12 protein-coding genes and 1 pseudogene are annotated in these 15,764 nt (G+C 39.5%); 7 read left to right on the forward strand and 6 right to left on the reverse strand.

The features are described from left to right. Positions 1–606 precede the first annotated feature (606 nt). The 3 genes from BLR42_RS06525 to BLR42_RS06535 all read left to right on the forward strand — a co-directional run bounded on the left by BLR42_RS06525 (position 607) and on the right by BLR42_RS06535 (position 2,791). Complete coding sequence (locus tag BLR42_RS06525; RefSeq protein ID WP_242879233.1) at positions 607–954, forward strand: hydrogenase maturation nickel metallochaperone HypA/HybF; 348 nt, start codon at positions 607–609, stop codon at positions 952–954. 281 nt (positions 955–1,235) lie between these two features. Then, positions 1,236–1,598, forward strand: a complete 363-nt coding sequence (locus BLR42_RS06530) for a response regulator (protein WP_022761203.1) — start codon at positions 1,236–1,238, stop codon at positions 1,596–1,598. 326 nt (positions 1,599–1,924) lie between these two features. Next, positions 1,925–2,791: a methylenetetrahydrofolate reductase gene (locus tag BLR42_RS06535; protein WP_242879234.1), complete on the forward strand. Its 867-nt coding sequence runs from the start codon at positions 1,925–1,927 to the stop codon at positions 2,789–2,791. Between the two features lie 92 nt (positions 2,792–2,883). On the opposite strand, the gene BLR42_RS06540 is transcribed toward BLR42_RS06535, so the two are convergent. After that, complete coding sequence (locus BLR42_RS06540; RefSeq protein ID WP_170832654.1) at positions 2,884–4,671, reverse strand: methyl-accepting chemotaxis protein; 1,788 nt, start codon at positions 4,669–4,671, stop codon at positions 2,884–2,886. A 13-nt stretch (positions 4,672–4,684) separates the two neighbouring features. Next, positions 4,685–5,980, reverse strand: a complete 1,296-nt coding sequence (locus BLR42_RS06545; protein ID WP_091867627.1) for an ABC transporter substrate-binding protein — start codon at positions 5,978–5,980, stop codon at positions 4,685–4,687. Between the two features lie 281 nt (positions 5,981–6,261). Here BLR42_RS06545 and BLR42_RS06550 point away from each other — a divergent pair, with 281 nt between their 5' ends. Beyond that, positions 6,262–7,941, forward strand: a complete 1,680-nt coding sequence (locus BLR42_RS06550; protein WP_091867629.1) for a M3 family oligoendopeptidase — start codon at positions 6,262–6,264, stop codon at positions 7,939–7,941. A gap of 72 nt (positions 7,942–8,013) precedes the next feature. Here BLR42_RS06550 and BLR42_RS06555 read toward each other — a convergent pair whose 3' ends face one another. Then, on the reverse strand, positions 8,014–8,526 hold the full coding sequence (locus tag BLR42_RS06555) for a helix-turn-helix domain-containing protein (RefSeq protein ID WP_091823637.1): 513 nt from the start codon (positions 8,524–8,526) through the stop codon (positions 8,014–8,016). Positions 8,527–8,674: 148 nt separating this feature from the next. Beyond that, positions 8,675–11,077: a ribonucleoside triphosphate reductase gene (locus BLR42_RS06560; RefSeq protein ID WP_091867631.1), complete on the reverse strand. Its 2,403-nt coding sequence runs from the start codon at positions 11,075–11,077 to the stop codon at positions 8,675–8,677. Positions 11,078–11,314: 237 nt separating this feature from the next. Between BLR42_RS06560 and BLR42_RS06565 the strand changes: the two genes are divergently transcribed. Both BLR42_RS06565 and BLR42_RS06570 read left to right on the forward strand, forming a co-directional pair. Beyond that, the gene (locus BLR42_RS06565) at positions 11,315–12,625 is read left to right on the forward strand and encodes an FIST signal transduction protein (RefSeq protein WP_170832655.1); all 1,311 of its coding nucleotides are present in this window, start codon (positions 11,315–11,317) and stop codon (positions 12,623–12,625) included. A gap of 18 nt (positions 12,626–12,643) precedes the next feature. Then, positions 12,644–13,297 carry a phosphatase PAP2 family protein gene (locus BLR42_RS06570; protein ID WP_091867636.1) on the forward strand — a complete coding sequence of 218 codons (654 nt, stop codon included), beginning with the start codon at positions 12,644–12,646 and terminating at the stop codon, positions 13,295–13,297. Between the two features lie 30 nt (positions 13,298–13,327). Here BLR42_RS06570 and BLR42_RS06575 read toward each other — a convergent pair whose 3' ends face one another. Beyond that, positions 13,328–14,134, reverse strand: coding sequence for an alpha/beta hydrolase (locus tag BLR42_RS06575; RefSeq protein ID WP_170832656.1), 807 nt, complete (start codon positions 14,132–14,134; stop codon positions 13,328–13,330). Positions 14,135–14,280: 146 nt separating this feature from the next. Between BLR42_RS06575 and BLR42_RS06580 the strand changes: the two genes are divergently transcribed. Next, positions 14,281–15,225: a type I phosphomannose isomerase catalytic subunit gene (locus tag BLR42_RS06580; protein WP_091867640.1), complete on the forward strand. Its 945-nt coding sequence runs from the start codon at positions 14,281–14,283 to the stop codon at positions 15,223–15,225. Positions 15,226–15,572: 347 nt separating this feature from the next. Here BLR42_RS06580 and BLR42_RS06585 read toward each other — a convergent pair. Continuing rightward, positions 15,573–15,764, reverse strand: a pseudogene (locus BLR42_RS06585) (IS110 family transposase); the annotation flags it as partial.

The raw sequence follows: 15,764 nt of genomic DNA on the forward strand, positions 1-15,764 counted from the left end.
TATAAAAATGTGCATATATATTTATATTATGTTGATTTGTATACTTGATAATAATATAAAAAGATGATATTATATAAATGTATTTTGATTACAAATATGTATTTTTAAAATCTAAAAAAATAGAGAGTAAAACAGAAAAAAATCACGGAAAAATTCGTGAAAAAATCCTGGGTTTTTATCCTGATTTTTTGACATATAAAGTGAAATTAAAAGTCCAGATCAGATGAAGGAAAGAATAGACTGACTAAAATTTAAAATATCTGTTTATTCTGGAAATTATAAAAATAATATAAATTAAGCAGATTATAATAGAACTGTGGAAACAATTTGATATATAACATGCGTTATATATAATGATATTCAGCGATATAGAGGAAAATGACTAATATTTATACATATATATATTAATATTGAAAATATTGACCTAATAAGTCAATTATTATAAATAACATATATTATTAAATTGAAAAGCGCCGCAAATAGCCAATAACATAAATAACCATAGATATTTAATAAAAAACAACGAAAATAATTTAGAATCCATTGACCGAAAAAGTCATTGGATTATTTTTTATATTGTATACACAATTTAAGGAGGTCGATAAAATGCATGAATTGAGCTATATCATAGACATTGTTAATGCAGTACAGGAAGAAGCCGAAAAAAATAATATCAGGAAAGTAAAAAAAATAATTGTTGATGTAGGTGAGATGAGTGGCGTTGTGCCATATTATTTACACAAATACTATCCGGAAGCAGTAAAAGGAACGAATTTGAGTGATACAGAGCTGGAAACCAACCTGGTCGAAGTGCAAATTCAGTGCGAAGGGTGCGGAAATAAATATCATCCGGACAAAGAAAACAGATATAAATGTCCTGATTGCGGAGAAAGAAAAGGAAAATTATTAAAGGGTAAAGGAATCCAGATAAATTCTTTAGAAATTGAGGAATAAATATAGATAATTTTTGCAGAAAAAAGCGACAATCAAGAAATAGAAGTGCATTCTGATATAACATGATTAAAATACAACATTATATAATGATGTATTGATGGGCTTATATATACATTTTTTAGAATTTATTTCGAAACGGAACGAAATTTTATCATTTTTTAATTGTTTGAACGACGATTTAGGGTTTTTTTTGAAAAATTTATGATAAAATAGAAAATGAATTCGAGAGATTTACCGGAGCGCAAATTAAACATCCGGAATAGAAAATATGGAGGTTCATAATGGCTAAGAGAGTACTTATTACAGATGATGCCGCTTTTATGCGCATGATGTTGAAAGACATTCTGACAAAGGGTGGTTATGAGATTGCCGGCGAGGCCGAAAATGGTAAGATCGCAATCGACAAGTATAACGAACTTAAGCCTGATCTTGTAACTCTTGATATTACCATGCCGGAGCTTGATGGTATTGGTGCTCTAAAGGGTATAAAGGCTGCGGATCCCAATGCTTGTTGCATTATGTGCTCGGCTATGGGCCAGCAGGCGATGGTAATCGAATCAATACAGGCCGGTGCGAAGGACTTTATTGTTAAGCCTTTCCAGGCAGACCGTGTATTAGAGGCGGTTAAGAAGGCTATCGGATAAATAATAAAATAAATCAATAAAAGTGGACTAATATTTTTTACAGATGCACCGATATATTTATTAGCAACGGAAAGCAACCTGTTTCCATGGAAGGGAAACGACATGGAAACAGGTTTTTTATGCCCTTTTTTAGGGACCGTTGCAGTGATCAAAGGATGGATCGCAAGCTTGATAACCATATAGAAAGCTGCCGGGCTGCCCCCTGGCAGCTTTCACGTGTTATGCCCTTATAATGATAAAATATGGCCCATTTAGGAAGAAAAAACTTATAGGTGTTATGAATAGTATGATACAATACATTCTAAAAGAAACGGAGGATGGAAGAAGTGGGAAGTATTAAGGATCTTTACGGTAAAGGTAAAACAGTATTATCATGTGAAATTTATCCGCCGAAAAAGGAGGATGAATTTAACAATATTTATACAAAACTTGAGCAGCTTTCGGAAATTAAGCCGGATTTTGTCAGTGTAACCTATGGCGCAGGCGGATCTAATGCCGGAAAGGCAGTTGAAATTGCAGATTACGCTAAGAATAAAGCGGGACTTGAAGTAGTTTCCCATATTACAAGTGTAGGCTTCAGTAAAGAAAAATTAGAGGAAGGTCTTAACAGATTTAAGGACATTGGGATTGAAAATATCTTGGTTTTAAGAGGCGACAGACCGAAGCTTATGACTGATGAGCAGTTCAATACACGCGATTTCCTCCATGCCAGTGATATGGCTGAATATATCAAGGGAAAGGGTATGGATTTTACTTTGCTTGGAGCATGCTATCCTCATAAGCATCCTGAGGCCAAAAGCGAAGAAGAGGATATAAACAATACAAAAACAAAGGTTGACAAGGGCTGTGATGTGCTCATATCGCAATTATTCTTCGAAAATGACTACTTTTATCGTCTGATCGATAAATTACATGACTTGGGTGTAAAAGCGCCCATATCGGCCGGAATAATGCCAATTACGAGTGCAAAGCAGTTAGGGACCACAGTAACCCTTTCGGGAACTACCGTTCCGGAGGAATTATCATCTATTATTTCCAAATATGGAGACAATCCTGAGGAAATGAAAAAATATGGTATTGATTATGCAATTAAACAGGCGTTGGAGTTAAAGAACAGAGGTGTTGACGGCATACATTTCTATATCATGAATAAGCCCGATCTGGCTAAAATACTGATGGATGCAGTTAGATAGGCACTTATAATAACATACGATATATAGAAGAGGCTATGAATTATAGAGAATATTCATAGCCTCTTTAAATAATTAATTAAAGATATAATATATTACAACGATTTAAACTTTTCGGTTGTTTCATTTAACTGCTCGGTAACATCAGTATTTTGATTGATAGCAAGCGATATCTTTTTGATTCCGCCGACAATCTCGGTAGAGCTCTCAGCAGACAGTGAAATCGCTTTTGAACTCTCCTGAATGGAAGTGGTTATCATTTGGATAGATTCTGCCATTTCAGTCATTATTTCATTTAGATTTTCAGCTTTCTCGGTGAAGGATACAAGCATATCGTCCATCAAATCGGCTGTATGCTCATATTTTTCGCCTGTATCAACGAATTCATCATAATCTGCAAGAACGGTACCATTGATGAAATCCAGGGCATTCTGAGCGTTTTTAGCCAGTTTATTAACTGCTTCGGTTACTTCATTGCTTATAACCTGTATGTTTGCAGCGGTTTGTCTGCTGTTGTCGGCAAGGGCGCTAATTTCTGTTGCTACGACAGAAAAACCCTTTCCGGCTTCTCCGGCTCTTGCAGCCTCAATGGAAGCATTTAGCGCGAGCAGATTGGTTTGTGAAGCTATATCAAGTATGGTATTGGTAAGTTCGCTGATCTGTTCGACTTTCTCTGAATCCTTAACTGATTGAGAAAGTGTTTCGGAAAGAGCGGACATTTGATTGCCGGCATCGGCTTTTTTAGTGGTTACGCGAGACTTTAGCGTATTAGCCTCTTCTTTAATAGCGATTGCCGTTGCTGTACCTTTCTCAGCTTCATCTGTAATGGCCTTTGTAGCACCTGTGACATTATTAACTTTAGAATTAATAGATGACACTGTTTCTGCAAGTGTCTCCATGTTTGCAGACAATTCTTCAAGGGCAGCTGAGGAATTTGTAACATTGTCGTCAGCCATCCTCAGTTGAGAAGCAACCTCTTCTGAAGAAGAAGTAAGTATCTGTGAACCATTCTTGACATCACGCATGATTCCTTGCAAAGTCTCGATAAAATGATTGATACCACCCGTTATAAATAACAGCTCTGATTTAGTTTTTGTTTTAATTCTGGCGGTCAAATCACCATTTCCCTGCTCAATATCCGAAATGATTTTGTTTACTTCATCACTTATAGAGCGGATCTTTCTCACGATATTTTTATAACTTATAAAGAAATTGATAATAATCAGTATTAGAATTACAGCCATACCGACCATTGCAACAATTTTGCCGGATGCGAGGAGGGCATTCATTGAAGTTATTGTCGCGTCCGACTGAGATGAAATAGCGTTATCAAGAGCTTTAGCGGAGTGGAAAATCGCAATTTTCTGAATCTCGGCTTTATCAAAGAGTATTTTATAAGCGGATTCCCGGTCTCCGGCGTCACATTTTGCGATGGCGGAATCGATAAGATTCGATAATCTTTGATACTGATTTGATATTTCTCCAAGCTGTGTTGTAGCTTCTTCATCATTGGCTGAAGCAAAATCTTCATTAAGGGCCTTTATATCGCTTTCAATGGTTGAACGTACGGCATTTATCTGCGGAAGTAGGGCTTCCTTTGTTTCAACGGCATCAGCAGCGATATATCCGGTAGTCTGATCGTATAAGGACATTACATCGGATTTTAATGCCGCTTCATGCTGAGTCAGGGTCATCATTGAGCCAAACATCTGAATACTGCTGTTTGTGGATCTTTGCATGGATGACATAACAAGATTCATTACAACTATGAAAGCTATCAGCATTAAAAGATTCAGTGCCATAAGTTGAAACAAGATTGAATCTTTCTTTTTAACCGCTACATTAGCAGGATTTTTTAATTCATTACTAGCGTTATTATTCATTCTGCCACCCTCCTTAAAGCTTTGAATACCATTCGGAAGTGATGGATTTGACTTCATTTATAAAGCTTTCTGGATCCAGCTCTCCGGTGGCGAATTTATAGAAAGCAAATGAGAGACCGTTCTGTCCCAGTCCGGATGGCATATTCTGCCAGTGCCAGTTTGATGTCTTTCCAGCAGAAATATAACTTGATATGACCTTGGCGAACGGGTCAGAAGCTACATATTTACAGTCCGTAAAGGGACTGATAAATCCTGCGCTTTCAACAAGAATTTTCTGGCCGGAGTCCTCGGAGCACCATTGGAGGAATGCCTTTGCTTCTTCTACATTTCCTTCCTTGGGAATGGCCCACCAGGATGGAGCACTGGTAAGGATTGTGTCCTGTCCGTCCAAGAAACAATATGGAAGCATTCCTACCTCAAAGTTTCCTGCAGCTGCATAATCTGCGGAAGAATCGCCTGTCATTGTAGCGCCTATCCAGGATCCCTGTGTTACGAAAGCATATTTTCCGGCTGCAAAATTGGCAACCTGTTCGTTGTATGCGCTTTCCGTAAGAACCGCAGGATCAGAATACTTTATAAAAAGGCTGATCATATTTGCAAAGGCTGAAAAACGCTCATCATCAATTTTTCCACCGTCATTAAGCATATCAATATAAGTGGTATCAGTCCTGCCAAGTCCTGAGTCAAGGTAGGTGCCAAAGATATGGTTGCCTGCTGACCATCCTACATCATTTGGCTCTGCACAAAAGCCGATTACAGCGGTAAGACCAAGCTCGTTCTTTTTAGAATCAATGGTCTCAAATGCTGATTGCAGGGATTCCGGACCTGTGATTGAAGCAGGATCAATTCCGCATGAGGACAGGATGTTTGCATTATAGGCAAGGCCTATAGCCTCTGTAGTATAGGGGAATCCCAGAACGCCATAAGTGCTATCGGAATAGGAAGCATCAGTGCGTTGTACCCAGTCCTGGTCGCTTAAATCTTCAAGAAGACCATCCCAGTTACTGAAACCGGCAGCTTCGCAAGCGATTATATCAGGCATCTGATCGGAAAGATAATATCCCTTAAGCGTAGCCTGTGCATCTACGCCGGCGGGAACATTTATGACATTTACAGAGACGCCTGACTCTTTGGAGTATTCTTTTGCAAGATCCCCGATTTGAGAACCTACTTCGCTTTTTATGTTAAGTAGTGTAATAGTGCCGGGTTCTGCAGGTTGTTCTGCTTCCTGGACAGTTTTTGAGCATCCTGCGGACATAAGAATTAGCGAAAAGGCAGTAATTACGGAAATAATCTTTCTGTATACCATTTTTACCCATCCTTTCTGTGCAAAAACAAGAGAGATAATACAGTACTATTTTAATTATATAGGCTAATAGTCGGCTGAATAATAAAAAGTTTATTAAATATCATTATATAGATTAACTAAATTATATTAACAGATACGGTATCAGAACATCAATACATCAGAACATCAATATATCAACATGCGCCGCAACAAATAGCGCACAATTAAATATTTCTTGTAAAATAGCGGCTAAAATACTATAATCGAAGGGCAGTATCTTTTAGAAAGACGAGGAAAAACGCATGAAATTTTCAGAGATGCCATATGAACACATAGATATGGATAAAGTGAAGGCTTTTTTTGAAAAGCTGATGGCGGACAGTAAGGACGCTAAGAGTGGAGAGGAGCAATTTGCACTCCACAAGAGCTACTATGATTTTATGAACGATATCAGAACCAATATGACCATAGGATGCTTTAGACATGATGTGGATACCAAAGAGGAGTTTTATGCCAAGGAGCAGGAATATATTGACGAAATCAGACCTGTTATTGCACAGTATGATAACGACTACAAGAAGCTCATTTATAACTCACCTTACAGAGAATATCTGGAGGAAAAGATTGGCAAGGTAGCTTTCAAGAATATGGAGCTTGATTTTGCGTCAATTGACGAGAAAATCCTTCCGCTTATGCAGGAAGAGAACGCCCTCATCAATAAGTATGACAATATTATCGCGTCTGCAAGGATTCCTTTTAAGGGAGAAGAGTACAATATTTCATTGCTGAGAAAATTCCTTACAGGTAACGATAGAGATGATCGTAAGGCGGCCTGGAAGGCTCTTTCAGACTACTTTATGTCTGTGACCGATGAAATTGACGATATTTATGATAAACTCGTTAAAAACAGGACAAAACAGGCAAAAGAACTGGGATATGAGAACTACATCGAGCTTGGATACAACCGTATGATGAGAAATTCTTACAGAAGACCTCAGGTTGAGAATTTCAGAAAGCAGGTTAAGGACTCATTTGTTCCGCTTGTTTGCAAGATTCAGGAGAAACGCAAAGAAGAAATCGGCGTTGATGAGCTTAAGTACTATGATAATGAGGTATACTTCAAGAACGGCAATCCGGCCCCTATAGGTACGCCAGAGGAGATCATGAAAGCCGGACAGGACATGTACAGAGAGCTTTCATCTGAAACAGCAGAGTTTATCGATGTTATGATAGAGAACGAGCTCTTTGATGTACTTGGAAGAAAGAATAAGAAGCAGGGCGGTTATATGGATTTCCTGCCTAAGTACAAGGTTCCGTTTATTTTTGCCAACTTCAATGGTACAGCCGGTGACGTAGACGTTGTCACACATGAGTGCGGACATGCATTCCAGGGTTATGTGACAAAAGATGAAGAGATTACCGAGCACAACGATATAACGATGGAAACGGCAGAGATTCATTCAATGTCAATGGAGTATTTCACCTACAACTGGATGGATAAGTTCTTTGGTGACAGAAAAGATGATTACTTCAAGATGCACATAAGAGATTCAATCACCTTCATTCCTTACGGATGTATGGTTGATGAATTCCAGCATATAGTATATGAGAAGCCTGAGATGACACCAGCTGAAAGAAAACAGGTATGGAAGGATCTGGAAAAGACCTACAGACCATGGCTTGATTTTGATGGTGATCCCTTCTTTGCAGAGGGTGGATTCTGGCAGAAGCAGGGACACATTTTCTGGTCACCTTTCTATTACATCGATTATGTGCTTGCAAGTGTAATTGCTATGCAGTTTAAGGTATGGATGGACAAGGATTACAAGGATGCTTGGAAACATTATCTTGATCTTTGTAAGATATCAGCAAGTAAGTTCTATGAAGATATGCTGGATGAGGTTGGATTAAAGAGCCCCTTCAGGGATGGCACAATCGCTGAACTTGCAGTAAACATGCAGGATAAGGCCAATTTGGAATAAAAAACGTAAAATAAAATGGCATGTGTTATTCTTCACATGCCATTTTTAATGCTCTAATTGTAGAATTATGCGTTATTTCTTTGCTAAAAGCGCATCCAGCTTCTCTTTGTTAATCTGACCATTTGCTACGGTATTAGCCATCCAGATCTTAAGAGACTCTACTGTCTGGTCAATCTGAGCGAGCTGCTTCTGGATATTAACGAAATCAGGAAGTTCGTCATCAGAGATAATGCCATCTGCAGTGATGTCTATAAGCCTGTTTCTCTGTTCGTCAAGCGAATTGAGAGAAGAAAGCATGGCAAGTACAATCTCGGAGAGAGTTGACTCTTTGGCAACAGGAACGGAATCCTGACCGATTCTGCACTCGTGTGTACAGTAAAAATTGCATAATTCCGGCTTTTTATAAGCCTCTGCCATAGCAACAACATCTTCCGGCTGAATCGCAGTCTTTTCGGTTTCTATTTTTTCAAGGCGGCTTTCGCTAATAAAACCGATACGCTCACTGGCTTGTGCTCTTGTGAGTCCTGCTTCCTCGCGGCTTTCAAAGTAAATATTCTTGTTTTCCTTGATGGATTTTTTCCCCATTTTTGCTCCTCCATAAAACTCTTTCATTCAATAATATACGAGAATACGGCGCTTGTCTAATGATATATGCGGTAATTTGAATAATTACACAATAAAAACCCCGGAAAGCCGGAGTTTTTATCGTAGAAGAAGGTTTATAGAATAAGGATTATACTGCTGCGTTTTGTTTATTAAGACTTATCCATCCCTTTATATCTGATACCCCGGGATATAACTTATATCCTCCCTCTTCGGGGATGGCAAGTGTGGGAGCCTGCATTATCCCTAATTCCTGAGCAAGGTCTGAGTTATCATTTGCATCCAAAAGCTCGTATTTGACACCGGCTGTATCCAGAAGAGTAGTGGCTATTCTGCAATTAGGACATGTTTTTGTCTTAAATAAAAGCACCGAATTCATATCGGGTGTTTTTATATTTATCAGGTTGTTTTCAAGCTCTGCGGCAGTTTTTACTGAAACTGATACATTCTCGCGTTTCAAAGTTGAATGTGCTACATCATATACTTTTCGATCTTTATATTCCTGAGCCTTACCATCGTTCCAGTTTGCAACAGGACGATAATAACCTGTAATACGGCTGTAAACCTCGGTTTTTGCACCACATATAGGACAAACAGCCTGCTCTCCGGAAAGATATCCGTGTTCTTTACAAATAGAATAGGTCGGTGACATTGTGTAGTAAGGAAGCTTGTAATTCTCAGCAATTTTGCGCACAAGATTGGCAGCTGCCTTCCAGTCAGGAAGTTTTTCGCCTAAAAATGCATGGAATACAGTTCCTGAGGTATACAATGTCTGTAATTCATCCTGAATATCAAGAGCCGAGAAAATATCCTCCGTGTAGCCAACGGGTAGATGCGAAGAATTGGTGTAATAAGGTGTTTCAGCCATGTTCGCGGTTATGATATCGGGATAGAGTTCCTTATCGTGCTTAGCAAAGCGATATGTGGTAGATTCAGCAGGTGTGGCCTCGAGGTTGTAGAGATCTCCATACTGCTCCTGGTAATCGGATAGGCGGTCTCTCATATGTGTGAGAACCTCCTTGGTAAACTGCTGAACTTTCTCGCTTGTCATGTCGGCTCTAAGCCACTTTGCATTCAGGCCCACTTCGTTCATACCGATAAGTCCGATGGTAGAGAAGTGGTTGCTGAAAGATCCGAGATATCTCTTGGTGTAAGGATATAAGCCCTGTTCAAGAAGCTTGCTAATAACCTGACGTTTAGTATTAAGGCTTCTTGCAGCAACATCCATAAGGTGATCCAATTGACTGTAGAAGTCATTTTCATCTTTCGCAAGGTATGCAATTCTGGGCATATTGATAGTTACTACGCCGATAGAACCGGTTGATTCGCCAGAGCCGAAGAAGCCGCCTGATTTTTTCCTCAGTTCGCGAAGATCTAGGCGCAGTCTGCAGCACATGGAACGGACATCGCTGGGCTCCATGTCTGAATTTATATAATTTGAGAAATACGGTGTGCCGTATTTTGCAGTCATTTCAAAGAGAAGTTTGTTATTTTCGGTCTCGCTCCAATCAAAATCACTTGTTATTGAATAGGTGGGGATGGGATACTGGAATCCACGTCCGTTGGCATCTCCTTCAATCATTATCTCGATAAATGCCTTGTTGACCATATCCATCTCACGCTGGCAGTCGCCATAGGTGAAATCAACTTCTTTTCCGCCGACAATAGCGTTAAGGTTCCGAAGATCGGCAGGAACGGTCCAATCCAGAGTAATGTTGGAAAACGGTGCCTGTGTGCCCCATCTGCTCGGTGTATTGACTCCGTAGACAAAGGACTGGATACACTGCTTGACATCTTCATAGGAAAGATTATCGATTTTCACAAAAGGAGCCAGATATGTATCAAATGACGAGAAAGCCTGCGCGCCTGCCCATTCATTCTGCATGATACCAAGGAAATTGACCATCTGGTTGCAAAGAGTGGAGAGATGGTTGGCAGGAGCGGATGTAATCTTGCCGGGAATGCCGCCAAGTCCTTCCTGAATCAGCTGTTTAAGACTCCATCCTGCGCAATATCCTGATAGCATGGCAAGGTCATGGATGTGAATTGCAGCGCTTCTGTGAGCCTTTGCAATCTCTTCGTCATAGACCTCTGATAGCCAGTAATTTGCTGTAATAGCACCTGAATTTGAGAGAATAAGACCACCGATAGAGTAGGTAACCGTTGAATTTTCCTTAACACGCCAGTCATTGATTTTGAGGTAGTCATTTACAAGATCCTTGTAGTTTAAAAGTGCAGAGTTGATATTGCGGACCTTCTCACGCTGTTTTCTGTAGAGAATGTAAGTCTTGGCAACGTCGGAATAACCTGATTCTGAGAGCACTTTCTCAACACTGTCCTGAATCTGTTCTACTGTTATCTTATTATTTGAGATTTTGCTTTCGAAATCTGAAGCTACCCGAAGAGCCACAAGATCTATCACACTTGTGTGATAGGGCTTATCAAGAGCTACAAAAGCTTTGATTATAGCAGATGATATTTTTGAAATATCAAAACTCGCAATACTACCGTCTCGTTTTACTACATCATACATAAGAACACCCCCAAAAAAACTTAAATACCCACTACATATAAGGTATCACATAAAAAGTGGGCGGTCAATATATAGGCCATTTATTAGTTATAAACACTATATATTGTGTTATCCGTTTCTTTGCGCGGAAATGGCATAATTACAAGTGTTTCTGAAAAGAGCTATTTCGAATATGATTTGTTTGCCTTATAATATTAGACGTGATAAATTATTTTCTTATGACAGAGGTTAATGCAATTGAAACAATTTAATTATGAATTTACTGCAGCATCAGAGGTAACCAAGGCTTTATCAGAGGTCTATGCATATACTCAGAGAACGTCGTTCAAGTCTATACTTTTCCACTTGTACACCATAGCATTTGGCAGGGAAGAGATACATGAAATCCAGCAGGAAATAAAAGAGATGTATCCCGATGCACATATAGCAGGTACCAGTTCAAATGGGGACATCTGTGATGGCCATTTGGCTGAATACGGACTTGTTATGGCTGTTTCTATATTTGAGAGTACAGAGATTGGTGTTCATCTTTTTGAAACAGAAGAAGGCCGTGAAGGGGATACCGGAAGAGATATTTGTCGCAGCATAGATGTAACGGATAATATAAAAGCCGCAGAAATACTTATGACCTTGAAATCTATAAACAGTACCAAGATTCTCAGGGAAGCTGAAAAGTGCGAGAAAAGTGTAAAAATCTTTGGGGCCGGCAGTGCAGGGAAAAAGATTGAAGAAAACGTAACAATGGTTATCGGGGATACTGAAACGTCGGAGCATGGCGTGGTTCTGGTGACTTACTCGGGTGATGACTTTCATATAGATATTCATCATGCTATCGGATGGAAGCCGCTCGGAAGAGATCTGACCGTAACCAGGATAGAGGATAAGAGGCTGTACGAGCTTGACGGGGTGCCGGCAGGTGATATCTACAGTAAATATCTGGACATACAGGCAGATGAGAATTTCTTTGCCAATATTTTGGAATTCCCGATCATGTCCAACCAGCATGGACATGAAGTACTGCGTATGCCTTTTTCCTGCAATACCGAGGATAGATCAATAATGCTTGCGGCTGATATTAAGCAGGGTTCTAAGGTTAACCTGTCCTACGGAGATCCTGACGTTATTAAATCCGATGTTGAGGACCTTGTGTGGAATGTAAGAAGCTTTGCTCCACAGGCGGTATTTCTGTATTCCTGCGGCGTCAGACGCCTCTATTGGAAATATCTGATTAATAAGGAGACCGGTCCATTCAGCCTGATTGCGCCTGTAAGCGGCTTTTATTCAAGCGGCGAGATCATACGTATGGGTGAATACATAATCGAACATCATGTTACGCTTATTGCTATCGGAATGCGAGAGGGCGGACAGGCTATGTCGCAGCCTACCGGTATAGGAGATAAGGAGATAGAGGTTCCTGAGGAGCACAAGATGCATGATCAGCTGTCAATGGTTAGAAGATTGGCTAATTTCATAAATGTGACAGCAGCTGAGCTTCGGGAAGCAAATGAGAATCTGCAGGAAAAATTGCAGGATAGAACTAAAAATTAATAGGAGATATAATAAATTATGAAAAGTAGAAAAAGTTTTGTTGTTTCGGGGATTTTTGCTCTTCTTGCGCTGATTCTGATTATTCTTGTTAAGAATGTGGATGTTGCCGTAGTTCCGGAGACGGGTAAGCCGATGGGATTTTATAGCATAAATACTGCATTTCATAACATTTTCGGAATAAATATCATATGGTATAAAATAACGGAGATTTTCGGAATTCTTGCACTTCTGGTGTGTGCCATTTTTGCTTTAACCGGACTTGTGCAGCTTATAAAAAGAAAAAGCATAACCGCGGTGGATCCTGTCATTATAAAGCTTGGATGCCTTTATGCGGTGGTTATCGCTCTTTATGCTTTGTTTGAAAAGGTAATAATCAATTACAGACCGATTATCATGCCGGATGCTACCGAGGCGGAAGCTTCATTCCCGTCTTCACACACAATGCTCATCTGCGTGGTCATGGCCAGCACAATAATGGTAATTGGGAATTATATTAAGGATGAAAAGCTATTAAGGCTTCTGAAGATTTGCTGCGCAGTAATTATGGTTGTTACCGTAGTGGGCAGACTTATCTGCGGAGTACACTGGCTTACAGATATTCTTGGAGGAATTCTTATAAGTGTGGCACTCCTTTCCCTTTTCAAAGGCATTGCAGATAAAGATATCAGATAATAATAGCAAGAGATATTAAATATTTATGCGTTAGTGACTGGCCCAGTCAGCGATAATGTCCGCTGTCTGGGTTATTTGATTATAATTGGTGATTTCCGGCGCTCCATCACCGCTCTGGATACCGTAGCTTCCAAAATAGGAATGGATACCGCCGGGAATAATATGTTCCTCGGAATCCTTAGGCCAGTATTTCTTGCTCTTTTCATAATTTTCACGATCGAGTACTTGGTCATTTGAGCCGTAAATTGAAAGGAGACGGAGATTGCTGTTCGATAGATCTTCCGTCGGATATGAGGCGCAAAGAATAATTCCACTATACTCTGAAGACATGGTTATATCTTCGGAACTGCCATCTTCGTCAGGGATGAGATTTTTTCCAAGATGAACACATGCGGCAACGCCTCCGAGAGAATGCCCTGCCAGGTACCAGTCGAGTTCCTCAGCTTCCTTGTTGAATTCCTCATACCCGGAAGTGATTCGGTCTACTGCATTTGTGCTAAGCAGAGCCAGATTTTCGGGCATTCTTGGTAAAAGGCATATATATCCTCTTGCAGCAAGCTCATACATAAGTCCGTTGTATGAGGTATATTCCACTTTTCCGCCCGGATAAAATACAATAACAGCCTTAACTTCCTGCTTTTGAGGGATAAAGACCGCTCCGTCTTTGGTTGAATATGAGTGCACGTCATTTCGAAGCAATTCCTGAATGTTCTCGGTAATGCTCAGATCTGCGCGGTAGTAGCTGCTTGTGTACAGCTTGAAAGCAATTATGAGAACAGCAGCAAAAAAAATGAGCGCTATTATTATCCATTTAAGAAATTTTTTTATTTTTTTCAAAGCATCACGCCTTCTTTGTTTGATTATTTCTAATTCAGTATATCACAATATGAGAGTCAAAATTGTAATAGTTGCATGTATATGATTTTAAAGTCTATAATTATAATTCCAAACGAGTTTTATATACGATAAGCGAGGATAAAAAAATGTCATTATTAAAGCTTAAAGCGACTACAAAGGATTATTTATGGGGCGGAAACAAGCTTGTGCAGGATTTCGGAAAAACTCCTGCCGGTGAGGTTACTGCTGAGAGTTGGGAGCTGTCGTGCTATCCCGGAAGTGAATCCGTAATTGAAAATGGCGAATTTGCTAACAAGACCATAATCGAATATATAGAAAAAAACGGCAGGGGAGTTCTGGGATCAAAATGTGAACAGTTCAAAGATTTTCCTGTCCTTATCAAGTTCATTGATGCAAAAAAGGATCTTTCATTACAGGTTCATCCGTCCGATGAATATGCGAAGGAGCATGAAAATCAGTATGGTAAAACCGAAATGTGGTACATTATCGATGCTGAAAAGGATGCCTTTTTATACTATGGCTTCAATCGTGAGATTAAAAAGGAAGAATTTGCCGCAAGGATTGAAAACCAAACTCTCACAGAGGTTCTGAATGCGTATCCCGTAAAAAAAGGAGACGTTATTTTTATAGAGTCGGGAACCCTGCATGCTATAGGTGCGGGCATACTTCTTGCTGAAATTCAGCAAAATTCGAATGTAACATACCGCGTATATGATTATGGCAGACGTGATAAAAATGGCAATCTGAGGGAGTTACATGTAGAAAAAGCCATGGACGTTACAACACTTGCACCGGTTGCTGAGGTTAAGCCTAATAATGGTCACATAGCCTCATGTAAGTATTTCACTGTGGACAAAGTGGTTATATCACAAAAAGACGACACTAAATTCTGCGGAAATGTCGGAAAGGATTCGTTCCTTCATGTGCTTATTGTGGATGGCAGCGGAGTAATACGCTGTGAAAACGAAGAAATGGTTTACAAAAAGGGTGACAGCTTTTTCCTTCCCGCAGGAAGTGGAAATTATGAGATAGAAGGGTGCTGCGAAGCACTTCTTACCTATGAAGAATAAATAACAACTGTGATATAAAACTGAATTAATAACTGGAGGCCTTCCGCAAATTCTGCGGAAGGCTTTGTTTATATTCAGCGTGTTAGATGACCAATATGTTACCAAAGTGTTACACATATTTCAATTTATCGAAAAAACACTTAAAAAATCCTTGACATTTTTTTGGCAAATGTTAGAATTGTACCTATGTTGCAAAAAATTGCAAACATATAGACAATACCAAAAAGTCCAGCTAAGAAATGTCAAGGAGTAAATTGAAAATGTTAGAAATTAGTCATTACCTGCATTTTGGGTAACCTTAATAAAGCTAATTCATTTATAGCACATTGAAAATGACAAATTAGATATTAGGCAGCTTTTGTAGTGCGGTTGAGTAGATCAAACTGCTTTCTGTGTTCTTCAGGAGTAATCATCTCATAGGGTTTGTTATCCCGAAGCATAGCAAAGATGATATTACACACTTTGTGCATTACAGCACCTATAGCAACGTTCTTCTTTTTGGTTTTACATTTCAAGGTGTAGAACTCATGAATGACTGG

It is taken from the genome of Butyrivibrio sp. INlla16 (assembly GCF_900104155.1).
In the GTDB taxonomy this organism is placed as follows: domain Bacteria; phylum Bacillota; class Clostridia; order Lachnospirales; family Lachnospiraceae; genus Butyrivibrio.

What these genes read in the sequence shown, in the direction of transcription:
- BLR42_RS06555 (WP_091823637.1), bottom strand. Translation starts at nt 8,526, where the DNA reads ATGGGGAAAAAATCCATCAAGGAAAACAAGAATATTTACTTTGAAAGC.
- BLR42_RS06550 (WP_091867629.1), top strand. Translation starts at nt 6,262, where the DNA reads ATGAAATTTTCAGAGATGCCATATGAACACATAGATATGGATAAAGTG.
- BLR42_RS06530 (WP_022761203.1), top strand. Translation starts at nt 1,236, where the DNA reads ATGGCTAAGAGAGTACTTATTACAGATGATGCCGCTTTTATGCGCATG.
- BLR42_RS06570 (WP_091867636.1), top strand. Translation starts at nt 12,644, where the DNA reads ATGAAAAGTAGAAAAAGTTTTGTTGTTTCGGGGATTTTTGCTCTTCTT.
- BLR42_RS06560 (WP_091867631.1), bottom strand. Translation starts at nt 11,077, where the DNA reads ATGTATGATGTAGTAAAACGAGACGGTAGTATTGCGAGTTTTGATATT.
- BLR42_RS06525 (WP_242879233.1), top strand. Translation starts at nt 607, where the DNA reads ATGCATGAATTGAGCTATATCATAGACATTGTTAATGCAGTACAGGAA.
- BLR42_RS06545 (WP_091867627.1), bottom strand. Translation starts at nt 5,980, where the DNA reads ATGGTATACAGAAAGATTATTTCCGTAATTACTGCCTTTTCGCTAATT.
- BLR42_RS06580 (WP_091867640.1), top strand. Translation starts at nt 14,281, where the DNA reads ATGTCATTATTAAAGCTTAAAGCGACTACAAAGGATTATTTATGGGGC.
- BLR42_RS06540 (WP_170832654.1), bottom strand. Translation starts at nt 4,671, where the DNA reads ATGAATAATAACGCTAGTAATGAATTAAAAAATCCTGCTAATGTAGCG.